We start from the raw sequence: 23,056 nt of genomic DNA, 5'->3' as shown, positions 1-23,056 counted from the left end.
CGGAAAAGTGCTTATAATGCCCAGCGATTTTTTCCGCTTTTTACTGCCGGCGCGGGCCGTTCTGTGTGTTTCCGGAACCCTGTCGCCCAATTCATTCTTTGCCCTGGATGTCCAAAAGCCTTGATTCGTCTGCTGAAATTCTTCGGTTGGTCCATCGTCGCCGTTTTCTGCGGACTGCTTTTAGGTCTCAGCGGCGCGTTTCTTTACCTTAGTCCGGGTTTGCCATCTGTGGAGGCGCTGAGAAGCATTCAGTTGCAGATTCCCCTCCGGGTGTACAGCAGCGACAACAAGTTGATCGCAGAATTTGGCGAAATGCGCCGCACACCGATCCGTTTCGCCGACATTCCCCCCAATTTCATCAATGCGTTACTAAGTGCTGAAGACGACAACTTCGCCAACCACTATGGCGTCGATCCGAGCAGCCTGATGCGTGCCGCGACCCAACTGGTCAAGAGCGGGCACATCCAGTCCGGCGGCAGCACCATCACCATGCAGGTGGCGAAGAACTTCTTCCTGACCAGCGAACGCAGCTTCTCGCGCAAGACCACAGAAATCCTCCTGGCCCTGCAGATCGAACGGCAGCTGACCAAGGACGAGATCCTTGAGCTGTACGTGAACAAGATTTATCTGGGCAACCGCGCCTATGGCATCGAGGCGGCGGCGCAGGTGTATTACGGCAAGTCGATCCGCGAGGTCAGCCTGGCGCAGATGGCGATGATCGCCGGCCTGCCGAAGGCCCCTTCGCGCTTCAACCCGCTGGCCAACCCGGCGCGCAGCAAGGAGCGTCGCGACTGGATCCTCGGGCGCATGTACAAGCTCGGCAAGATCACCGAAGCCGACTACACCGCTGCCATCAACGAGCCGCTGAACGCCAGCTACCACGTGCCGACCCCGGAAGTGAACGCGCCGTACATCGCCGAGATGGCCCGCGCCGAAATGGTCGGCCGCTATGGCAGCGACGCCTATACCGAAGGTTTCCGCGTCACCACCACGGTGCCGAGCAACCTGCAGGAAATGGCCAACACCGCGCTGCACGAAGGCCTGATGACCTACGACCAGCGTCACGGCTACCGTGGCCCTGAATCGCGCCTGCCGGGCAAGACCCGTGAAGCCTGGGCCGTCGAGCTTACCAAGCAACGCACCATCAGCAGTCTCGAGCCGGCCATCGTCACCCAGGTCGACAAGAACGGCCTGCAAGTGCTGACCCGGACCGGTGAAGAGCACGTGGCGTGGGACACCATGAAATGGGCCCGTCCGTTCCTCAATACCAACAGCATGGGCGCCGCACCGCGTCAGCCATCGGATGTCGCGCAGGTCGGCGACCTGGTGCGCGTACAGCGCCAGCCGAACAATTCGCTGAAGTTCAGCCAGATTCCGCAGGCCCAGGGTGCGTTGGTGTCGCTGGATCCGCAGAACGGCGCGATCCGTTCGCTGGTCGGCGGTTTCGCCTTCGAGCAGAGCAACTACAACCGCGCGACGCAGGCCAAGCGTCAGCCGGGCTCGAGCTTCAAGCCATTCGTCTACAGTGCCGCGCTGGATAACGGCTACACCGCCGCCACGCTGGTCAACGACGCGCCGATCGTGTTCGTCGACGAGTATCTGGACAAGGTCTGGCGCCCGAAGAACGACACCAACACCTTCCTCGGCCCGATCCGTCTGCGTGAAGCGCTGTACAAGTCGCGCAACCTGGTTTCGATCCGCCTGCTGCAGGCGATGGGCGTAGGCAAGACCATCGACTACATCACCCGCTTCGGTTTCAACAAGCAGGATCTGCCGCCAAACCTGTCCCTGGCGCTGGGCACCGCGACCCTGACCCCGATGGAAATCGCCACCGGCTGGAGCACCTTCGCCAACGGTGGTTACAAGATCACCCCGTACATCATCGACAAGATCGAAAGCCGCAATGGCGACACATTGTTCGTCGCCAACCCGCCGACCGTGCCACAGGGCGGCGCGGCTACCGACGGCATCGCGGCACCGGCGACTCAATCGATCACCGTCGGTGCAGCACCGGTTCCGGGTGAAGCACCGAGCGCTGCAGCGGTGCCGCAAGTGCCGGCAGTCGCCGAGCGCATCGTCGATGGCCGCACCACCTACATCCTCAACAGCATGCTGCAGGACGTAATCAAGCTCGGCACCGGTCGTCGTGCGCTGGCCATGGGCCGCAGCGATATCGCGGGCAAAACCGGTACCACCAACGAATCCAAGGATGCGTGGTTCTCCGGTTACAACGCCGATTACGTGACCACGGTCTGGACCGGTTTCGACCAACCGGAAAGCCTCGGTCGCCGGGAGTTCGGCGGCACCGTGGCGCTGCCGATCTGGATGAACTACATGAGCGCCGCGCTCAAGGACAAGCCGCCGCATGTCCAGCCGGAGCCGGAAGGCATCCTCAGCCTGCGGGTAGACCCGGTCAGCGGCCGCGCAGCCTCCCCGAGCACGGCAGGCGCCTACTTCGAACTGTTCAAGGCCGAAGACACGCCGCCGTCGGTCAACGAGATCGGCAATGGGACAGCGCCGGGTAGTCCGCTGCCCGCGGATGAACAGGCGCCGATCGATTTGTTCTGATCCTGATCCGCTAAAAAGCCCCGCCTTCGTGAGAAGTGCGGGGCTTTTTTTATTGCCTTCAGGATCGGTGCCGGACGAACAGGCCACACTCGACACAAAAACCTCAGGAACAAAAAAGCCCCGACTCTCACGAGCCGGGGCTTTCACTTGAAGCGTTACAACGACTTAGCCGTTGAACACGTCATCCACGCTTTTCAGCGGGTAGTTCTTCGGATACGGCAGGGTCGCTACGCCGGTCTCGATCGCGGCCTTGGCCACGGCGTCGGAGATCACGGTGATCAGGCGCTTGTCCATTGGCTTCGGAATGATGTACTCACGACCGAATTCCAGGGAGATACCGCCGTAGGCGTCGCAGACTTCCTGTGGAACCGGCAGCTTGGCCAGTTCGCGCAGAGCGTTGGCGGCAGCGATCTTCATTTCTTCGTTGATGCGCTTGGCGCGAACGTCCAGGGCACCGCGGAAGATGAACGGGAAGCCCAGCACGTTGTTGACCTGGTTCGGGTAGTCCGAACGGCCGGTGGCCATGATCACGTCGTTGCGTGTGGCGTGAGCCAGTTCCGGGGAGATTTCCGGATCCGGGTTGGAGCAGGCGAAGACGATCGGGTTGGCCGCCATGCGCTTGAGTTGCTCGGCGCTCAGCAGGTTCGGGCCCGACAGGCCGACGAATACGTCAGCGCCTTCGATGGCGTCGTCCAGGGTGCGCTTCTCGGTAGCGTGAGCAAACACAGCCTTGTACTGGTTCAGGTCGTCACGGCCAGCGTGGATCACGCCGGTACGGTCGATCATGAAGATGTTCTCGACCTTGGCGCCCATGCTCACCAGCAATTTCATGCAGGAGATGGCGGCAGCGCCGGCGCCCAGGCAGACGATCTTGGCTTCGCCGAGGGTTTTGCCAGCGATTTCCAGAGCGTTGATCATGCCCGCAGCGGTCACGATCGCGGTGCCGTGCTGGTCATCGTGGAACACCGGAATGTCGCACTGCTCGATCAGAGCGCGTTCGATCTCAAAGCACTCAGGCGCCTTGATGTCTTCCAGGTTGATGCCACCGAAGGTGATGGAAATGCGTTTTACGGTGTCGATGAAGGCTTGCGGGCTTTCGGAGTCGACTTCGATGTCGAATACGTCGATGCCGGCGAAGCGCTTGAACAGCACGCCTTTACCTTCCATCACTGGCTTGGAAGCCAATGGGCCGAGGTTACCCAGGCCCAGAATCGCGGTGCCATCGGAAATGACTGCAACCAGGTTGCCCTTGCCGGTGTACTTGTAGGCCAGTTCAGGATCGCGGGCGATCTCGCGCACTGGTTCAGCTACGCCGGGGCTGTAGGCCAGCGACAGGTCGCGGGCGGTAGCAGTGGCCTTGGTGAGCTCGACACTCAGCTTTCCTGGACGAGGATTGGCGTGATATTCGAGAGCGGCAGTTTTCAGATCAGACATTTTGGCATTCCGCTTTTTACTGTTGGACAGACTGGTCAGCGAGGATACGCGCCTCGCAAAGTCCCCACAAGACTGCCCGGTCACCCCTGTCAAGCGCCCTGCCCTACGACTTTGGGCCAAGAGCCACGGCGCACAAGGGTTAGACTGTTCACAATCGACAGAAAAAATGTCTACAACTTTTTCTTCAGCGGGACGATTGCAACATTGAAGAATCGGTCAGCGGCAACAGCCAACGGACCTGACCGGATTTCAATCCGCCCCGTCGTGAACGGTCGACCACCCAGCCCCGGGCTTCGATTTGCTTGCCCTTCAACGCTTGCAGGGAACTGACATCGAAGCGCTCCAGCAGATTGGGTGCAACGCGCAGTACAAGCTTGTCCTGCAACTCGATCCAGATTCCGCCACGATTGCGCTGAACCTTGCTCACACGCCCGCTGACGATGGCGAAACCCGAGCGTTCGATCTGCTCCGCTTTCAGTACAGGCGAGCGCTTCCAAAGGCCAAGCCCGGCCTGCCGCGCGCTACGTTCGGCGGCTTGCTGACAATCGACAAGATCGACATTCGGCGCCACCGCGACCCGGAAACCGAGGCCATCGGCGAGCATTTGCGCTTCGAGACTGGCGCCGCTGACGCTGTAGAGATGGGCGAGCGTACGCCCGTAATGGTCTTTTTCCTGCGCGCCGAGGCGCAAACCGACTCGTCCGCCACTGTCAGCTACCAAGGCTTCCAGGCGTTTGCGCGCCGCCACGGCAAACGGCTCGTCGCCGCGACCCTGCTTGCCCAATTCAGGCGTGTTGAGACCGATCAGGCGTACGCTGCGACCGTCACTCAGGCGCACCGTGTCGCCATCGACAACCCGCTGCACCACCACGCTGGACAGACCCGAGGGCGCCGGACAAAAGGCCTGGGCAGCGGACAGCCAAATCGCGGACACAAAAAAGGCGCCCACAAGGGACGCCTTTTTCATCAGACCGGAAAAGCCGCTGAGGTTTTCCAGAATGAGAGGCCTTAGGCCTTTTTCGCGCCGAAAGCACCGAAACGGTCGGCGAACTTCTGAACGCGACCACCGGTGTCCAGAGTCTTCTGCTTACCGGTGTAGAACGGGTGGCACTCGTTGCAAACGTCGATCGCCAGGGCTTTGCCGAAGGTCGAACGGGTTTCGAACTTGTTGCCGCAGCTGCAAGTTACTGCAACTTCTGGGTAATTCGGGTGGATATCGGCTTTCATGGTGTTTTCCTCAGCTGGCGTGCCGCCATCCAACACGATTGTTGAATACCGCACGTAATTAGGCCGCGGATTCTACCAGACCTTTTCAATCACGCAAGCTGTCACCGAGACCGACCGTCTGCTAGGCTCCCGCCCTTCTTCACCGCCCCGCCTATGAGAATCCTCCGCGTGCCCGACGCCATTCTGCGCCTCGCCCTGCCTTCGCCCCTGCGCCGCCTGTTCGACTATCGGGCCCCGGCCGGTGTGCTGCGTTCGCAGTTGCAACCGGGCATGCGGCTGCGGGTGCCGTTCGGTCGGCGGGAAATGATCGGGATTCTGGTGGAAGTCACTGACACCAGTGAAGTGCCGGTGGAGAAGCTCAAACCGGCGCTGGCCCTGCTCGACGCCACCGCACCGTTGCCGCCGGCACTGTTCAAGCTGTGCCTGTGGACGGCTCAGTATTATCAGCACAGCCTCGGCGACACCTTGAGTTGGGCATTACCGGTATTGCTGCGCCAGGGCGAACTGGCGGAAGCCCGCCAGGAACGTTTCTGGTCCGCCGCCCCCGGCGCCAGCCTCGACGACCCGCGCATCGCCCGCGCCCCGCGCCAGCGTGAAGCCCTTGCGACTTTGGCCCAGCACCCTCACGGCGTCGCCCATCAGTTGCTAAGCAAACTGATGCTGAACAAGGACAGCCTCGATCTGCTGCTGGCCAAAGATCTGGTACAAGTCGAAGTACGTCGCCACGCCCCCGGCGCACGCCACGAGCACTGGCTGGCCCAGCCGGAGCTGCCGCTCAACTGCGAACAGCGCGCCGCTTATGAAGCGATTCGCGCCGGTTTCGACAGTTATCACGCGTTCCTGCTGGCCGGAGTCACCGGCAGCGGCAAGACCGAAGTCTATCTACAACTGATCCGCGAAACCCTCGAGGCCGGCAAACAGGCGCTGGTACTGATCCCCGAGATCAACCTCGGTCCGCAGACCCTGGCCCGCTTCGAACAACGTTTCAATGCGCGCATCGCCCTACTGCACTCGGCCGTCAACGACCGCGATCGCCTCGATGCCTGGCTCGCTGCCCGGGATGGCGAGGCCGACATTATTATCGGCACCCGCTCGGCACTGTTCACCCCGATGAAAAATCCGGGGCTGATCATCATCGACGAAGAACACGACGGTTCCTATAAACAGCAGGAAGGCCTGCGCTACCACGCACGGGATCTGGCACTGGTGCGCGCGCGTCAGGAAAACATCCCGATCGTGCTCGGTTCCGCGACGCCATCCCTGGAAAGCCTGCACAACGCCTATACCGGCCGGTACGGACTCCTGCGCCTGAATGAACGGGCCGGCGGCGCCAAACAGCCACGGTTCCTGCGTCTGGACGTAAAAAGCCGTCCGCTGGACAGCGGCATTTCCGGGCCGATGCAGCAAGCCATCGGCCAGACCCTCGCCGCCGGCCAGCAGGTGCTGGTGTTCCTCAACCGCCGAGGGTTTGCCCCGACCCTGCTGTGCCACGATTGCGGCTGGATGTCCGAGTGCCAGCGCTGCGATGCGCGGATGACCGTGCACCAGCGCTACGGCGAGCTGCGCTGCCACCACTGCGGTTACGTCGAGCGTGTGCCGCGCCAGTGCCCGAAGTGCAACAAGGTCGATCTGCGGCCGGTGGGCGCCGGCACCGAGCGGGCCGAGGAACGGCTGGCGATTCTGTTCCCGGACTATCCGGTGCTGCGCGTCGACCGTGACAGCACCTCGCGCAAAGACGCGATGAATCAGTTGTTCGCCACGATCCAGAAAGGCCAGCCGTGCATTCTGGTCGGCACCCAGATGTTGGCCAAGGGTCACCACTTTCCCCGGGTCACCCTGGTGTCGATCCTCGATGCCGACGGCGGGCTGTTTTCCGGCGACTTCCGCGCCAGCGAGCGCATGGCGCAGTTGATCGTGCAGGTTGCCGGGCGCGCCGGGCGGGCGGAAGAACCGGGCAAGGTGATCATTCAGACGCACCTGGCCGACCATCCTCTATTGGTGCAACTGACCGAGCAGGGTTACTTCGCCTTTGCCGAACAGGCCCTGAGCGAGCGTCGCGCCGCCGGCCTGCCGCCGTTCGCCCATCTGGCGCTGCTGCGCGCCGAAGCACACAAGCCGGGGCAGGCTGAAGGCTTTCTCGATGAGGCGTGCAGTGAGGCCGAGCGCTTGCTGGCCGAACAGAACCTGAGCGGTATCGAACTGCTGGGACCAGTGCCGGCGCCGATGGAACGTCGGGCCGGACGCTTCCGCGCGCAGCTGCTTTTGCAGGCCACGGCCCGGGCGCCGCTGCACCGGTTGCTGTCGAGCTGGCTGCTGGCGCTGGAGCAGATGCCAAGCGGCCGGGCGGTGCGCTGGTCGCTGGATGTCGATCCGGTGGATCTGTACTGACCGGGAAAAACCGGTCGAATTGTCACCACACATCCACATCCTGCCTGCTAAGGTTGGCAAGCCCGTCTTCGCAACGGATAATGCCCAGTTTTTCCACCCGCGCATCGATGCGCCGCCGCGCTTGCGGTCGAAAGAGAAGACCATGAAAGACACCATTCGCCAGCTGATCCAACAAGCCCTCACCCAACTCGTCAACGAAGGTGTGTTGCCTGAAGGCCTGACGCCGGCGATCCAGGTGGAAAACGCTCGGGACAAGACCCACGGCGATTTTGCCAGCAACATCGCCATGATGCTGGCCAAGCCTGCGGGCATGAAGCCGCGTGACCTGGCGGAAAAAATCATCGCCGCCCTGCCGGCTGACGAGAACGTCACCAAGGCCGAAATCGCCGGCCCCGGCTTCATCAATTTCTTCCAGAACACTCAGGCGCTGGCCTCGCGCCTCGACGCCGCACTGGCCGACGCTCACGTTGGCGTGCGCAAGGCGGGTCCGGCGCAACGCACCGTGGTCGACCTGTCGGCACCGAACCTGGCCAAAGAGATGCACGTCGGTCACTTGCGCTCGACCATCATCGGCGACGGCGTTGCCCGGGTGCTCGAATTCCTCGGCGACACCGTGATCCGTCAGAACCACGTCGGCGACTGGGGCACCCAGTTCGGCATGCTGATGGCGTATCTGCAGGAAAACCCGATCACCAGCGACGAACTGTCGGACCTGGAAAACTTCTACCGCGCCGCCAAGCAGCGCTTCGACGAGTCCCCGGAGTTCGCCGACCGCGCCCGCGGCCTGGTGGTCAAGCTGCAGGCCGGCGATGCCGAATGCCTGGCGCTGTGGACCAAGTTCAAGGACATCTCGCTGTCGCACTGCCAGAAGATCTACGAACTGCTCAACGTCAAACTGACCATGGCCGACGTGATGGGCGAAAGCGCTTACAACGACGACCTGATCAATGTGGTCAACGACCTGAAAGCCGCCGGCATGCTGGTTGAAAGCAACGGCGCCCAGTGCGTGTTCCTCGACGAATTCAAGAACGCCGAAGGCGAGCCGCTGCCGGTGATCATCGTCAAGGCCGACGGCGGCTACCTGTACGCCACCACCGACCTGGCAGCTGTGCGCTATCGCAGCGGCAAACTGAAGGCCGACCGTGCGCTGTACTTCGTCGACCAGCGTCAGGCCCTGCACTTCCAGCAAGTGTTCGCCGTGGCGCGCAAGGCCGGTTTCGTGACCCATCCGATGGAAATGGAGCACATGGGCTTCGGCACCATGAACGGCGCCGACGGCCGTCCGTTCAAGACCCGTGACGGCGGCACCGTGAAGCTGATCGATCTGCTGACCGAGGCTCAGGAACGCGCCTACACCCTGGTGAAGGACAAGAATCCGGAACTGGCCGAAGACGAACTGCGCAGCATCGCCAAGGTCGTTGGCATCGGCGCGGTGAAGTACGCCGACCTGTCCAAGCACCGCACCAGCGACTACAGCTTCAACTTCGACCTGATGCTCAACTTCGAAGGCAATACCGCGCCGTACCTGCTGTACGCCTACACCCGTGTGGCCGGCGTGTTCCGCAAACTGGGCAAGGATTTCAGCGAAGTCGACGGCCAGATCGTCCTCGAAGCGGCGCACGAGCAGGAACTGGCGGCCAAACTGGCGCAGTTCGGTGAAGTGCTGAACAACGTTGCGGAAAAGGGTACGCCACACACTCTGTGCACCTACCTGTACGACGTGGCCGGCCTGTTCTCCAGCTTTTACGAGAACTGCCCGATCCTCGCCGCCGACACCCCGGCACAAATGCAAAGCCGTCTGCGCCTTGCCGCGCTGACCGGCCGTACCCTCAAGCAAGGCCTGGAACTGCTCGGCCTGGAAACCCTGGAGCGTATGTAAGTTGGCTGCCAAGAAAAAACCTGCACCCAAACGTGGCGCCAGCCGTTACCAAGCTCCAGCGAAGCAGCCGATTCCGGGCTGGCTGTGGATGGCCATCGGCCTGACGGTCGGTGCGTTCATCGTGTTCCTGATGAAACTGGAGCCGGGCAAGGGCAGCGACACGGTCAAGCGCGAGAAGGTCGAACAACAGCAACAACAGAAAGCCACCAAGATCGCCGAGGCCAACAAGACCCCGCCGAGCCCGACGCAACCGGTGAAGCCGAAGTACGACTTCTACACCCTGCTGCCGGAATCGGAAGTGATCGTGCCGCCTGACGCCGTGCCGGAGAAAACCCTGCCGACGCCACAGGTGCCGGCGATCCCGACTACGCCGGTGACTCCGGCGGAAGCGGCGAAGATCGACACCGCACGCGCCCAGGCTGCACTGGCCGGGATCACCCCACCGCCAGCGCCTCCGGTGACCAAGGCTGCGCCGGTGACCAAGTTCTTCCTCCAGGCCGGCTCGTTCCGAAAAGAGGCTGATGCCGACAAGGTCCGCGCGCAGATCATTCTGCTCGGCCAGGCGGTCGCGGTTGAATCCGGGACAGTGAAGGATGAAACCTGGTATCGCGTACTGGTCGGCCCGTTCAGCAACCGCGAACAACTGACCACTGCCCAGAAACAACTGGCGGGCGCAGGTTTCAGCAACCTGTTGTTACAACAACGCCAGAGCCGCTGATTCCCCTCGAATGATCCTTCCCGCGCTCTGCGTGGGGAGGATCAGCGCAACAACACCGCTCGTCCCCTCTCCCTCCCCGCAGTTGAAATCCTCTCCACTACCCCCATATGAATGGGCATAAGGCATTTTCGCCCCGCAGTGTGGAGACTCTTCCCTTGACCACCATCGTTTCAGTCCGCCGCCACGGCAAAGTCGTCATGGGCGGCGACGGCCAGGTTTCTCTAGGCAACACCGTGATGAAAGGCAACGCGAAGAAAGTTCGTCGCCTGTACCACGGCCAGGTCATCGCCGGTTTCGCCGGTGCCACCGCCGACGCCTTTACCCTGTTCGAACGTTTCGAAGGCCAGCTCGAGAAACATCAGGGCCACCTGATCCGCGCCGCCGTCGAACTCGCCAAGGAATGGCGTACCGACCGCTCCCTGAGCCGCCTCGAAGCGATGCTCGCGGTCGCCAACAAGGACGCCTCCCTGATCATCACCGGCAACGGTGACGTGGTCGAACCGGAAAACGGCCTGATCGCCATGGGTTCCGGTGGCGGTTACGCCCAGGCCGCTGCCAGCGCGCTGCTGAAAAAGACCGATCTGTCGGCCCGCGAAATCGTCGAGACCGCTCTCGGGATCGCCGCCGACATCTGTGTATTCACCAACCACACTCAGACCATTGAGGAGCAGGATCTCGCTGAAGAAGCCTGAGTCGGCCCTGTGCCACGGCTTGCTTCTGCTTGAGGACCGTCAATTATTATGTCCATGACTCCCCGCGAAATCGTCCACGAACTCAACCGCCATATCATCGGCCAGGACGATGCCAAGCGTGCCGTCGCGATTGCCCTGCGCAACCGCTGGCGCCGCATGCAGCTGCCTGAAGAGCTGCGCGTTGAAGTGACCCCGAAGAACATCCTGATGATCGGCCCGACCGGTGTCGGTAAAACCGAAATCGCCCGTCGCCTGGCCAAACTGGCCAACGCGCCATTCATCAAGGTCGAAGCGACCAAGTTCACCGAAGTCGGCTACGTCGGCCGTGACGTCGAATCGATCATCCGCGATCTGGCCGATGCCGCGATCAAGATGCTGCGCGAGCAGGAAATGACCCGCGTTCGCCACCGCGCCGAAGACGCTGCCGAGGATCGTATCCTCGACGCTCTGCTGCCGCCGGCACGCATGGGTTTCAGCAACGAAGACGCACCGACCCAGGACTCCAACACCCGCCAGCTGTTCCGCAAGCGCCTGCGCGAAGGTCAGCTGGATGACAAGGAAATCGAGATCGAAGTCGCCGAGATGGCCGGCATCGAAATCGCCACGCCTCCGGGCATGGAAGAAATGACCAACCAGCTGCAGTCCCTGTTCGCCAACATGGGCAAGGGCAAGAAAAAGTCTCGCAAGCTCAAGGTCAAGGAAGCACTGAAACTGGTGCGCGATGAAGAAGCCGGTCGCCTGGTCAACGAAGAAGAGTTGAAGGCCAAGGCCCTGGAAGCGGTCGAGCAGCACGGTATCGTGTTCATCGACGAAATCGACAAGGTCGCCAAGCGCGGCAATGTCGGCGGCGCCGATGTGTCCCGTGAAGGCGTGCAGCGTGACCTGCTGCCACTGATCGAAGGCTGCACCGTCAACACCAAGCTGGGCATGGTCAAGACCGACCACATTCTGTTCATCGCTTCCGGTGCGTTCCACCTGAGCAAGCCGAGCGACCTGGTACCGGAGCTGCAAGGCCGTCTGCCGATTCGCGTCGAACTCAAGGCCCTGAGCCCTGAAGACTTCGAACGTATCCTCAGCGAACCGCACGCCTCGCTCACCGAGCAATACTGCGCGCTGCTGAAGACCGAAGGCCTGAACATCCAGTTCCAGCCTGAAGGCATCAAGCGTCTGGCGGAGATCGCCTGGCAGGTCAACGAGAAGACCGAGAACATCGGTGCCCGTCGCCTGCACACGCTGCTCGAGCGCCTGCTGGAAGAGGTGTCGTTCAGTGCCGGTGATCTGGCCAGCGCCCATGACGACAAGGCGATCCTGATCGACGCCGAGTACGTCAACAGCCACCTGGGTGAATTGGCGCAGAACGAAGATCTGTCCCGTTATATCCTGTAAGCCATACTTACAGTGGTCGTGAAACTGTGGGAGCCATCGGCTCCCACAATTTTTTCCACCTGACGGAACGCCGGCGATGACCCAACTCCCCACCGACATCAAACTGCACAAAGCCTCGAAAACCCTGTCGCTCAAATACGCGTCCGGCGAGGAATACACCCTGCCCGCCGAATTCCTGCGCGTGCACTCCCCTTCCGCCGAGGTCCAGGGCCACGGCAAACCGATCCTGCAATTCGGCAAACTGCACGTCGGCCTGACCAAGGTAGAACCGGCCGGTCAGTACGCACTGAAACTGACCTTCGACGACGGTCACGACAGCGGTCTGTTCACCTGGGATTACCTGTACGAGCTGGGGCGACGTTATGACGCACTCTGGGCGGATTATCTGGCCGAACTCAAAGCCGCCGGCAAAACCCGCGACCCGGATCAGTCCGTCGTCAAGCTGATGCTCTAGTCCGCGCCTCGGACTGTTTAGAGGGCATTTTCTAGATTCATCTGTTTGAATGCTCCGCTAAAGCGGCCCGGGATCGGCTGCTTGCGAAAAAAATTAAACTCGGGTAACCAATGGAGCTGGCAAGTTCCCTGCAGTGCTCTACGACTGTAAAGCAGCTATGCAGAATCAACGGTCACCCGAGCAGTAGTACCTGGCATTGGCTGTGGAACTGCACAGCAGAAACCGGGTACTCGTCTCAGGACAATGGAGCGTCGTAGATGAGTAACAAGAATAACGATGATTTGAAGTACCAAGCCTCGGAAAACACCCTGGGGCTGAATCCTGTCGTTGGGCTTCGCGGAAAGGATCTGCTGGCCTCTGCTCGAATGGTGCTGACCCAGGCCATCAAACAACCGATCCATAGCGTCAAACACGTCACTCATTTCGGCATCGAACTGAAGAACGTGCTGTTCGGCAAATCAGAACTGCAACCGGCAAGCGATGACCGTCGCTTTGTCGACCCGGCGTGGAGTCAGAACCCGCTGTACAAACGTTATCTGCAAACTTATCTGGCATGGCGCAAGGAACTCCATGCCTGGATCGACGACAGCAGCCTCTCGCCCAAGGACATCGCGCGCGGCCACTTCGTGATCAACCTGATGACCGAAGCCATGGCGCCGACCAACAGCATGGCCAACCCGGCGGCGGTCAAACGCTTCTTCGAGACCGGCGGCAAGAGCCTGCTCGACGGTCTCTCGCATCTGGCCAAGGATCTGGTGCACAACGGCGGCATGCCGAGCCAGGTCAACATGGGCGCGTTCGAGGTCGGCAAGAGCCTGGGCGTGACGGAAGGCGCGGTGGTGTTTCGCAATGACGTGCTGGAGCTGATCCAGTACAAGCCGATCACCGAGCAGGTGCACGAGCGCCCGCTGCTGGTGGTGCCGCCGCAGATCAACAAGTTCTACGTCTTCGACCTGAGCCCGGACAAGAGCCTGGCGCGCTTCTGCCTGCGCAACAATGTGCAGACCTTCATCGTCAGCTGGCGCAACCCGACCAAGGAACAGCGCGAGTGGGGCCTCTCGACCTACATCGAAGCCCTGAAGGAAGCGGTCGACGTGGTCACCGCGATCACCGGCAGCAAGGACGTCAACATGCTCGGCGCCTGCTCCGGCGGCATCACCTGCACCGCCCTGCTCGGCCACTATGCCGCGACGGGTGAAAACAAGGTCAATGCCCTAACCCTGCTGGTCAGCGTGCTCGACACCACCCTGGACAGTGACGTCGCCTTGTTCGTCGACGAGCAGACCCTGGAGATGGCCAAGCGTCATTCGTATCAGGCCGGTGTGCTGGAAGGCAAAGACATGGCCAAGGTCTTTGCCTGGATGCGCCCCAACGATTTGATCTGGAATTATTGGGTCAACAACTACCTGCTCGGCAACGAGCCGCCGGTGTTCGACATCCTGTTCTGGAACAACGACACCACCCGGTTGCCGGCCGCGTTCCACGGCGACCTGATCGAGATGTTCAAAAACAACCCACTGACCCGCCCCGATGCACTGGAAGTGTGCGGCACGCCGATCGACCTCAAGAAAGTCACGGCCGACATCTTCTCGCTGGCCGGCACCAACGACCACATCACCCCGTGGAAGTCCTGCTACAAGTCGGCTCAACTGTTTGGTGGCAAGGTGGAGTTCGTGCTGTCCAGCAGCGGGCATATCCAGAGCATTCTGAACCCGCCGGGCAACCCGAAATCGCGCTACATGACCAGCGACGAAATGACCGCCAATGCCGATGACTGGCAGGAAAACTCGACCAAGCATGCCGATTCCTGGTGGCTGCACTGGCAGGCGTGGCAGGCGGCGCGATCGGGCGAACTGAAAAAGGCACCGACGAAGCTGGGCAACAAGGCATTCCCGGCAGGCGAGGCCTCACCGGGCACTTACGTACACGAGCGGTAACCGAGACACCTCACTCCCTGCGGGGAGTGAGGTGAACACTGAGATTGCGACCCACAGGGCCCTGAAGCATGCCGCAACCGTTCATCTTTCGTACCGTCGAGCTGGATGGCCAGACCATCCGGACCGCCGTACGCCCCGGCAAGCCTCACTTGACGCCCTTGCTGATTTTCAACGGCATCGGCGCCAACCTGGAGCTGGTGTTTCCTTTTGTCGCGGCGCTGGATCCGGACCTGGAAGTGATCGCCTTCGACGTGCCCGGTGTCGGGGGGTCTTCGACGCCGAGACGGCCGTATCGCTTTCCGGGACTGGCCAAGCTCACAGCACGGATGCTCGACTACCTCGACTACGGACAGGTCAATGTGATTGGTGTGTCCTGGGGTGGCGCGCTGGCACAGCAGTTCGCCTATGACTATCCCGAGCGCTGCAAGAAGCTGGTACTGGCAGCGACGGCGGCGGGTGCGGTGATGGTGCCGGGCAAGCCGAAGGTGCTGTGGATGATGGCCAGTCCACGGCGCTACATCCAGCCGTCCCATGTGATCCGCATCGCCCCGATGATCTACGGCGGCTCGTTCCGTCGCGACCCGACGCTCGCTGCCAGCCATGCGGCCAAGGTGCGTTCGGCGGGCAAGCTCGGCTACTACTGGCAACTGTTCGCGGGCCTTGGCTGGACCAGCATTCACTGGCTGCACAAGATCCATCAGCCGACCCTGGTGCTGGCCGGTGACGACGATCCGCTGATCCCGCTGATCAACATGCGCATGCTGGCCTGGCGGATTCCCAACGCCCAGTTGCACATCATCGATGATGGTCATCTGTTCCTGATCACCCGGGCCGAAGCAGTGGCACCGATCATCATGAAGTTCCTCCAGGAGGAACGTCTTCGCGCAGTGATGCACCCCCACCCGACACCGCTGGGCGGATAACCGGCCCGGTCCGGTTTTCTGGACAGCTCCTTGCAGAGCTTTTCAACGTGCGTGGCAGGACGCCGCGCAGGCAACAAGCCGCAACAGCGTCTATGGTGTTCTGGTTCGGTGTGTTTGTTTTTGACCTGAAGACGAAGGAGTGTTGAGTCATGCGCGACAAACCAGCGACGGGCGTAGTGCCCAGTCCTGCCGTGTTCATCAATGCACAGAGTGCAATGACCGGCCTGCGTGGCCGCGATCTGATTTCGACGTTGCGCAGCGTCGCCGCCCATGGCCTGCGCAACCCGATCCACAGCGCGAAACACGCATTGAAACTCGGCGGCGCGCTCGGACGCGTGCTGCTCGGTGAAACCCTGCATCCGACCAACCCCAATGACAGCCGATTCGCCGATCCGGCCTGGAGCCTCAATCCGTTCTATCGCCGAAGCCTGCAGGCCTATCTGAGCTGGCAGAAACAGGTGAAGAGCTGGATCGACGAAAGCAGCATGAGCGATGACGATCGCGCCCGTGCGCACTTCGCTTTCTCCCTGATCAACGACGCCGTGGCGCCCTCCAACACGTTGCTCAATCCGCTGGCGATCAAGGAGCTGTTCAACTCCGGCGGCCACAGTCTGGTGCGTGGCCTGAGTCATCTGTTCGATGACCTGCTGCACAACGACGGCCTGCCGCGCCAGGTGACCAAACAAGCTTTCGAAGTCGGCAAGACTGTCGCCACTACCACCGGTTCGGTGGTGTTTCGCAATGAACTGCTCGAGCTGATCCAGTACAAGCCGATGAGCGAAAAGCAGTATTCGAAACCGCTGCTGGTGGTGCCGCCGCAAATCAACAAGTACTACATTTTCGACCTGAGCCCGAGCAACAGTTTCGTCCAGTACGCCCTGAAGAACAGCTTGCAGACCTTCATGATCAGTTGGCGCAATCCGGACGTTCGTCATCGCGAATGGGGCCTGTCGACCTACGTCGAGGCCGTGGAAGAAGCAATGAACATCTGCCGCGCGATCACCGGTGCCCGCGAGGTCAACCTGATGGGTGCCTGCGCCGGCGGGCTGACCATCGCTGCGCTGCAGGGGCACTTGCAGGCCAAGCGACAGTTGCGGCGGGTCTCCAGCGCGACCTATCTGGTGAGCCTGCTCGACAGTCAGATCGACTCTCCAGCCACTTTGTTCGCCGATGAACAGACCCTCGAAGCGGCCAAGCGCCGCTCCTATCAGAAAGGCGTGCTGGACGGTCGCGACATGGCCAAGGTGTTCGCCTGGATGCGCCCCAACGATCTGATCTGGAGCTACTTCGTCAACAACTACCTGCTGGGCAAGGAGCCGCCAGCGTTCGACATCCTCTACTGGAACAACGACAGCACCCGCCTGCCCGCCGCGTTTCACGGTGATCTGCTGGACTTCTTCAAGCACAACCCGCTGATTCATTCGGGCGGCCTGGAAGTCTGCGGCACGCCGATCGACCTGCAGAAAGTCACGGTCGACAGTTTTAGCGTGGCCGGCATGAACGACCACATCACGCCATGGGACGCGGTGTATCGCTCGACCCTGCTGCTGGGTGGGGAGCGGCGCTTCGTGCTGTCCAATAGCGGCCACGTCCAGAGCATTCTCAACCCGCCGAGCAACCCCAAGGCCAACTACGTCGAAAACGGCAAGATGAGCAGCGACCCGCGCGCCTGGTACTACGACGCGAAAAAGGTCGACGGCAGTTGGTGGCCGCAGTGGCTGGAATGGGTCCAGCAGCGCTCCGGCACCCTGCGCGAAACCCAGATGGCCCTTGGCAACGCGAACTATCCACCGATGGAGGCGGCGCCCGGCACTTACGTGCGCGTGCGCTGACCGGCCCCAACCGCCCATTAAGAAGACTGGATGAAAACAAGCGAACGGATCCTCGAATGTGCCCTGCAGTTGTTCAACGAGAAGGGCGAGCCGAACGTCTCCACTATGGAGGTTGCCAACGAAATGGGGATAAGCCCGGGCAACCTCTACTACCACTTCCACGGCAAGGAGCCGCTGATTCTCGGGCTGTTCGAGCGTTTCCAGAACGAGCTGGCGCCACTGCTCGACCCACCTGCGGATGTCGAACTGGCACCGGAGGATTACTGGCTGTTCCTGCACCTGATCGTCGAACGGCTGGCGCAGTACCGGTTCCTGTTCCAGGACCTGTCGAACCTGGCCGGACGCCTGCCGAAACTCGCCAAGGGCATCCGCAACTTTCTCAACGTCCTGAAGCGCACGCTGGCGTCACTGCTGGCGCGGTTGAAGGCCTCGGGACAGTTGATCAGTGACACCCAGGCGCTGGGGCAACTGGTGGAGCAGATCACCATGACCTTGCTGTTCTCGCTGGACTATCAGCGGATTCTCGATCGCGAGGGCGAGGTACGGCTGGTGGTTTACCAGATCATGATGCTGGTGGCGCCGCACCTGTTGCCGCCGGTGAAGGTGGCGACGGAGCGGATGGCGCTACAATACCTCGAAGATCACGAGTGACCGCACAAACAAAAACGCCCGACCTTCAGAGGCCGGGCGTTTTCTTGTGCCCTGAAAATCAGGACTGACTGGTCGGCGTCGACGGCGTCGATGCAACAGTCGAAACTGGCGCCGGGGTTGGAGCCGAGGCGGAGTTCGACGTGCTGGCCAGTGCTTGCGGTGTGGTCACCGGTTTTGGTGCAGCAGCTTTCGGCGCAGCGGCTTTCGGCGCGGCCGTTTTTTTCACTGCCGGTTTTTTCGCCGCAGCCGGTTTGGCGGCAGGCTTGGCAGCGGGTTTGGCGGCAGCGGTTTTCGCTGCTGGCTTGGCCGCTGGTTTTGCAGCAGGTTTTGTAGCAGGTTTGGCGGCGGCCTTGGCGGCAACCGGTTTGGCCGCGGCTTTCGCTGCTGGCTTGGCTGCTGCAGTTTTGGCCGCTGGTTTTGCTGCAGGTTTCGCGGCAGCCTTAGTCAACGGTTTGGCAGCAGGTTTTGCCGCCGGTTTGGCTGCTGCGGTTTTGGCCGCGACAGGCTGAGCTTTCAGGCCGGTGAGTTTTTCGATCTGTTTGGTCAGGGTATCGACCTTCTTGTGCAGATCCTTCACCTCGTTGCGGCTCGGTACGCCCAGGCGCGAGATCGCACTGTTCAGACGCTTGTCGAAAGCCCCTTCCAGTTGATCCCAGGTGCCCAGAGCGCGATCTTTCACGCCGCTGATGCGCGATTTTGCCGAGCTTGCAGAATCCTTGGCAGCATCGACTTTCTTGCCGACTGCAGCCTTGGTGAGCTTCTCGGCTTTCTCGCCGTCTTTGACCAATGTATCGAAGAGCTTGCTGCCGTCAGTGTCGATCTTCGAGTACACGCCTAAACCAGCCAGCCAGATCTTGCGGGAATAGTCTTCGACTTTTCCGATCCACGAGCTGCCTTCTTTATCGGTGTTCTTTTTACCAGCCATCCCGTTCTCCTTAAGATTTACGCGCGACGCGTTCGAGCAATGCCGTCAGCTCATCGAGCTTAGCAGAGAGTGCCTCAACGTCATGTTTAGACGGAATGCCGATACGATTCAAGGCACTGGCGACACGCGTGTCGAACGCCTTCTCAACCTTGTCGAGCTGAACTTCGACGCGGCCTTTGAAAGAGCTGACTTCGTGCTTGGCTTCATCGATCTCGGCGTTGGCCGCTTCGAGTTTTTCGGTGACGGCTTTTTTGCCTTTCTTTTCAACAGTTTGACCAGCCTTGATCAACTCCTGAAAGTACTCGCTGCCCTCCTGACCGACCTTGGTGTAGGCACCCAGGCCTGCCAGCCAGATCTTGCGGGCATAGGATTTGACGTCGCTCAAAGCAGAAGTCGAGGCGTCGATTTTTTTCTTCAAAATAACTTTGGCCATGGTGCACCTCACGCGCAGAAGGTTTGAGGAACTGCCCGGACGTGTGTCGGGCTCAGGCACAAAGTAGGGAGAAAAATTAGAAACGGCACCCTAACAACTGACATAAAAGGCAGGTGCACCACACAGAAAAAGGGGAGCCCGAAGCTCCCCCTCTGTTCTTTTCAGACCAGCGCCTTGTCCAGCGCTTTCTCGATCTCGGCTTTGATCATGCCGCTCATGGCCGACATCATCAGGCCCAGTTCCACGTCGACCCGGATCGAATTCTCGGCCACATGCACCGCGCCCTTCACACCCGAACGCTTGAGGTTCAGGGTATCGCCCGACCACTGCGGCTCAAGGCCATATTGATCGGACAGTTTCTGCGCCAGTTTGTCGGCTTTCTCGCGGGCAACTTCCTTGCCCAGGCTGTGGGCACGCTCAACACTGATATGGGCCATTGAATGACTCCTGCTTTTTGAATGGGGCTATGAATGCCTGCAACGAATCTTGACCGCCACTGCGGCAAATCGTCCCGAAGGTTGCCCATCTTACCTTTAGCCACTCCAAGACAAAGCATGGCTTGGGGATTAGAATGTCGCGCATTCTCTTTTGGTGACAGCGATATGACTGATCAGCGCAAAGGCAGCGATGCCGAACCCACCACTCACTTCGGCTTCAAAAACGTTCCGGAAAGCCAGAAAGCGGAAAAAGTCGCTGAGGTGTTCCACTCCGTGGCCGCCAAGTACGACCTGATGAACGACCTTCTGTCGGGCGGCATGCACCGTCTGTGGAAGCGCTTCGCAATCGAACTGTCGGGCGTGCGCGCCGGCAACCGCGTGCTGGACATCGCCGGCGGCACCGGCGACCTGACCAAGAAATTCTCGCACCTGGTCGGCCCGACCGGTCAGGTCGTTCTCGCGGACATCAACGAATCCATGCTCAAGGTCGGTCGTGACCGCCTGCTGGATGTCGGTGTTTCGGGCAACGTCGAGTTCGTCCAGGCCGACGCGGAAAAACTGCCGTTCCCGGACAACCATTTCGACTGTGTGACCATCGCCTTCGGCCTGCGCAACGTGACGCATAAAGAGGACGCCCTGCGTTCGATGCTGCGCGTGCTCAAGCCCGGCGGTCGCCTGCTGGTGCTGGAATTCTCCAAGCCGACCAACGCGCTGATGTCCAAGGCCTATGACGCCTACTCGTTCGCCTTCATGCCGCTGATGGGCAAGCTGATCACCAACGACTCGGAAAGCTATCGCTACCTGGCCGAATCGATCCGCATGCACCCGAATCAGGAAACCCTGAAGTCGATGATGGTTGATGCCGGTTTCGACCGCGTGACCTATCACAACATGACCGCAGGCATCGTCGCCCTGCACCGCGGCATCAAACCCTGATGCTGCTGACCGGGCTGCTCGCCAGCGTCGAACTCGGCCTCAACCGTGTGCTGCGTCTCGACAGCACGGCGCTGCCAAGACTGGCGCACCTGACCGGCAAAGTGATTGCCGTGGATTGCCGCAGCCCGGCGCTGCAACTGTTCATCCTGCCGAGCGACGAAGGCCTGATGCTGGCATCCCACTGGGAAACCGGCGTCGACTGCACCCTGCGCGCCCCGGCCTCGAGCCTGGTGAAACTGGCCCTGAGCAAGGACAAGACCGCGGTGCTGCACGCACCGGAAGTCGAACTCGACGGCGACAGCGGCGTGCTGCTGGAGCTGGCGGGAGTCCTGCAGGATCTGGAGCTGGACTGGGAGTACGAACTCTCGCGCTGGCTGGGACCGGTCGCCACGCAACTGATCGGCGGTCACCTGCGCAGCCGCGCCCGCTGGTATCAACAAGGATTTGCCAGCCTCAACCAGAATCTCGCCGAATACCTGGCCGAAGAATCGCGCACCCTCGTCGGGCAGCGCGAAGCCGAAGCCCGCTTCAGCGAACTGGACCGGATCAAACTCGATCTGGAACGTCTCGAGGCGCGCTTCGAGCGCCTTTCCCGATCCCTCGACCCAAGCGATAACGCATGAAGCTGCTCGCCGTCCGCCGTCTGTTGCGCATCCAGCGCGTCGTGATCCGCTACCGCCTCGATGATCTGCTGTTCGATCTGCCCTTGCCTTGGTTCCTGCTGGCGCTGCGCTATGTACTGCCGTGGCGCTGGTTCCCGCGCAAGCCGCTGGACCTCAGCCGTGGTGCACGCCTGCGCCTGGCCTTGCAGGATCTGGGGCCGATCTTCATCAAGTTCGGGCAGATCCTCTCGACCCGCCGCGACCTGCTGCCGGAAGACATCGCCGATGAGCTGATGTTGTTGCAGGACCGCGTGCCGCCGTTCGATTCGCAGCTGTCGGTCAAACTGATCGAAGAGCAACTGGGCAAGAAGATCAGCGAAGTGTTCAGCCGCTTCGACGTCGAACCACTGGCCTCGGCCTCGGTGGCGCAGGTACACGCCGCACAACTGAAGACCGGTGAAGAAGTGGTGGTCAAGGTGATCCGTCCGGGCCTGAAACCGGTGATCGCCCAGGACCTTGCGTGGCTGTTCATCCTCGCCCGCGCGGCCGAAAAGGTCTCCGCCGACGCCCGCCTGCTGCACCCGGTGGACGTGGTCAGCGACTACGAAAAAACCATCTACGACGAACTCGATTTGCTGCGCGAGGCGGCCAACGCCAGCCAGTTGAAGCGTAACTTCGAAGGCTCGCCGCTGCTCTACGTGCCACAGGTCTACTGGGACTGGTGCCGGCCGAAAGTGCTGGTAATGGAGCGCATCTACGGGATTCAGGTGACGGATCTGGCGACCCTCGCCGACCAGCGCACCGACATGAAAATGCTTGCCGAACGTGGCGTGGAGATCTTCTTCACCCAGGTGTTCCGCGACAGTTTTTTCCACGCCGACATGCACCCGGGCAACATCTTCGTCAGCACCGTCAACCCGTGGAGCCCGCAGTACATCGCGATCGACTGCGGTATCGTCGGCAGCCTGACCCCGGAAGACCAGGATTACCTGGCGCGTAACCTGTTCGCCTTCTTCAAGCGCGACTACCGCCGCGTGGCGCAATTGCACATCGATTCGGGCTGGGTGCCGGCAGAAACCAAACTCAACGAATTCGAAGCGGCGATCCGTACCGTGTGCGAACCGATCTTCGAAAAACCGTTAAAAGATATTTCATTTGGCCAGGTGCTGATGCGCCTGTTCCAGACCGCGCGCCGTTTCAATATGGAAGTGCAGCCGCAACTCGTGTTGCTGCAAAAGACCTTGTTGAACATCGAAGGCCTGGGCCGTCAGCTGTACCCGGATCTGGATCTGTGGAACACCGCGCAGCCGTTCCTCGAACGCTGGATGCGCGAGCGTGTCAGCCCGAAAGCCTTGATCGGCAACGTGCAGAGCCAGTTCGAACAACTGCCGCACCTGGCCAACATGGCCCGCGACCTGCTCGAGCGCATGTCCCAGCCCCACGCCAACGACCCACCGCCGCCATGGAAAAAGCGCAAGGACGACTGGTTCCTGCGCCTGCTCGGCAGCGCCCATCTGGCGGGCGGCACGATCCTCGCCGCCGGTGGCCCGCTGAATGAACTGGGGCATTGGCCTGCCGGGATCATGGTGGCAGTCGGCTTGTATCTGGTCGTTCGCCGATAGCCAGTTCCGTGA

The 23,056-nt window shown here is 61.2% G+C and carries 20 protein-coding genes; 14 read left to right on the top strand and 6 right to left on the bottom strand.

Annotated elements, in window-relative coordinates; all coding sequences use genetic code 11:
* Nucleotides 1-120 precede the first annotated feature (120 nt).
* Nucleotides 121-2,568, top strand: a complete 2,448-nt coding sequence (locus CAF87_RS18905) for a penicillin-binding protein 1A (protein ID WP_085732568.1) — start codon at nucleotides 121-123, stop codon at nucleotides 2,566-2,568.
* 165 nt (nucleotides 2,569-2,733) lie between these two features.
* On the opposite strand, the gene CAF87_RS18900 is transcribed toward CAF87_RS18905, so the two are convergent.
* The 3 genes from CAF87_RS18900 to rpmE form a co-directional block, all read right to left on the bottom strand.
* Nucleotides 2,734-4,002: a malic enzyme-like NAD(P)-binding protein gene (locus tag CAF87_RS18900; RefSeq protein WP_085711053.1), complete on the bottom strand. Its 1,269-nt coding sequence runs from the start codon at nucleotides 4,000-4,002 to the stop codon at nucleotides 2,734-2,736.
* 184 nt (nucleotides 4,003-4,186) lie between these two features.
* Entirely contained in the window at nucleotides 4,187-4,969 is a 783-nt protein-coding gene (locus tag CAF87_RS18895) for a thermonuclease family protein (RefSeq protein WP_085732567.1), read from the bottom strand.
* Nucleotides 4,970-5,010: 41 nt separating this feature from the next.
* Nucleotides 5,011-5,229 (bottom strand): 50S ribosomal protein L31, encoded by a 219-nt coding sequence (gene rpmE, locus CAF87_RS18890; protein ID WP_007952398.1) that lies wholly within the window; start codon nucleotides 5,227-5,229, stop codon nucleotides 5,011-5,013.
* Between the two features lie 168 nt (nucleotides 5,230-5,397).
* On the opposite strand from rpmE, the gene CAF87_RS18885 reads away from it, so the two are divergent.
* From CAF87_RS18885 to CAF87_RS18840, 10 genes are all read left to right on the top strand, one after another.
* On the top strand, nucleotides 5,398-7,617 hold the full coding sequence (locus tag CAF87_RS18885) for a primosomal protein N' (RefSeq protein WP_085732566.1): 2,220 nt from the start codon (nucleotides 5,398-5,400) through the stop codon (nucleotides 7,615-7,617).
* A 142-nt stretch (nucleotides 7,618-7,759) separates the two neighbouring features.
* Nucleotides 7,760-9,496, top strand: a complete 1,737-nt coding sequence (argS, locus tag CAF87_RS18880; RefSeq protein WP_085732565.1) for an arginine--tRNA ligase — start codon at nucleotides 7,760-7,762, stop codon at nucleotides 9,494-9,496.
* A gap of 1 nt (nucleotide 9,497) precedes the next feature.
* Nucleotides 9,498-10,214, top strand: a complete 717-nt coding sequence (locus CAF87_RS18875; protein ID WP_085732564.1) for an SPOR domain-containing protein — start codon at nucleotides 9,498-9,500, stop codon at nucleotides 10,212-10,214.
* Between the two features lie 155 nt (nucleotides 10,215-10,369).
* Nucleotides 10,370-10,906 carry an ATP-dependent protease subunit HslV gene (gene hslV, locus CAF87_RS18870; RefSeq protein WP_003220875.1) on the top strand — a complete coding sequence of 179 codons (537 nt, stop codon included), beginning with the start codon at nucleotides 10,370-10,372 and terminating at the stop codon, nucleotides 10,904-10,906.
* 48 nt (nucleotides 10,907-10,954) lie between these two features.
* Entirely contained in the window at nucleotides 10,955-12,292 is a 1,338-nt protein-coding gene (hslU, locus tag CAF87_RS18865) for an ATP-dependent protease ATPase subunit HslU (RefSeq protein WP_085732563.1), read from the top strand.
* 76 nt (nucleotides 12,293-12,368) lie between these two features.
* Entirely contained in the window at nucleotides 12,369-12,746 is a 378-nt protein-coding gene (locus tag CAF87_RS18860; protein ID WP_085698107.1) for a gamma-butyrobetaine hydroxylase-like domain-containing protein, read from the top strand.
* 257 nt (nucleotides 12,747-13,003) lie between these two features.
* A complete protein-coding gene (gene phaC / locus CAF87_RS18855) occupies nucleotides 13,004-14,683 on the top strand; it encodes a class II poly(R)-hydroxyalkanoic acid synthase (RefSeq protein ID WP_085732562.1) in 1,680 nt (559 codons plus the stop codon).
* Between the two features lie 68 nt (nucleotides 14,684-14,751).
* Nucleotides 14,752-15,606, top strand: a complete 855-nt coding sequence (gene phaZ, locus CAF87_RS18850; protein WP_085732561.1) for a poly(3-hydroxyalkanoate) depolymerase — start codon at nucleotides 14,752-14,754, stop codon at nucleotides 15,604-15,606.
* 149 nt (nucleotides 15,607-15,755) lie between these two features.
* The gene (gene phaC / locus CAF87_RS18845) at nucleotides 15,756-17,438 is read left to right on the top strand and encodes a class II poly(R)-hydroxyalkanoic acid synthase (protein ID WP_085732560.1); all 1,683 of its coding nucleotides are present in this window, start codon (nucleotides 15,756-15,758) and stop codon (nucleotides 17,436-17,438) included.
* A 30-nt stretch (nucleotides 17,439-17,468) separates the two neighbouring features.
* Nucleotides 17,469-18,089, top strand: coding sequence for a TetR/AcrR family transcriptional regulator (locus CAF87_RS18840; protein WP_085732559.1), 621 nt, complete (start codon nucleotides 17,469-17,471; stop codon nucleotides 18,087-18,089).
* 58 nt (nucleotides 18,090-18,147) lie between these two features.
* Here the strand turns inward: CAF87_RS18840 and CAF87_RS18835 are convergent, their stop codons facing one another.
* The 3 genes from CAF87_RS18835 to CAF87_RS18825 form a co-directional block, all read right to left on the bottom strand.
* Nucleotides 18,148-19,014, bottom strand: a complete 867-nt coding sequence (locus tag CAF87_RS18835) for a phasin family protein (RefSeq protein WP_085732558.1) — start codon at nucleotides 19,012-19,014, stop codon at nucleotides 18,148-18,150.
* A gap of 10 nt (nucleotides 19,015-19,024) precedes the next feature.
* Nucleotides 19,025-19,447, bottom strand: a complete 423-nt coding sequence (locus CAF87_RS18830) for a phasin family protein (RefSeq protein WP_085732557.1) — start codon at nucleotides 19,445-19,447, stop codon at nucleotides 19,025-19,027.
* 161 nt (nucleotides 19,448-19,608) lie between these two features.
* Complete coding sequence (locus tag CAF87_RS18825) at nucleotides 19,609-19,884, bottom strand: polyhydroxyalkanoic acid system family protein (protein WP_085732556.1); 276 nt, start codon at nucleotides 19,882-19,884, stop codon at nucleotides 19,609-19,611.
* A gap of 165 nt (nucleotides 19,885-20,049) precedes the next feature.
* Between CAF87_RS18825 and ubiE the strand changes: the two genes are divergently transcribed.
* From ubiE to ubiB, 3 genes are read left to right on the top strand one after another with little or no spacing between them, the layout of a single operon-like run.
* A complete protein-coding gene (gene ubiE / locus CAF87_RS18820; RefSeq protein WP_007952418.1) occupies nucleotides 20,050-20,820 on the top strand; it encodes a bifunctional demethylmenaquinone methyltransferase/2-methoxy-6-polyprenyl-1,4-benzoquinol methylase UbiE in 771 nt (256 codons plus the stop codon).
* Complete coding sequence (locus tag CAF87_RS18815; protein WP_085732555.1) at nucleotides 20,820-21,443, top strand: SCP2 domain-containing protein; 624 nt, start codon at nucleotides 20,820-20,822, stop codon at nucleotides 21,441-21,443. The genes ubiE and CAF87_RS18815 overlap by 1 nt, the downstream gene beginning before the upstream one ends.
* Complete coding sequence (ubiB, locus tag CAF87_RS18810; protein ID WP_085683997.1) at nucleotides 21,440-23,044, top strand: ubiquinone biosynthesis regulatory protein kinase UbiB; 1,605 nt, start codon at nucleotides 21,440-21,442, stop codon at nucleotides 23,042-23,044. Before CAF87_RS18815 ends, ubiB begins: the two co-directional genes overlap by 4 nt.
* Nucleotides 23,045-23,056: the final 12 nt, after the last annotated feature.

The organism is Pseudomonas sp. R38(2017), from assembly GCF_002112395.1.
In the GTDB taxonomy this organism is placed as follows: domain Bacteria; phylum Pseudomonadota; class Gammaproteobacteria; order Pseudomonadales; family Pseudomonadaceae; genus Aquipseudomonas.
This window is presented reverse-complemented; position numbering and strand designations above follow the sequence as displayed.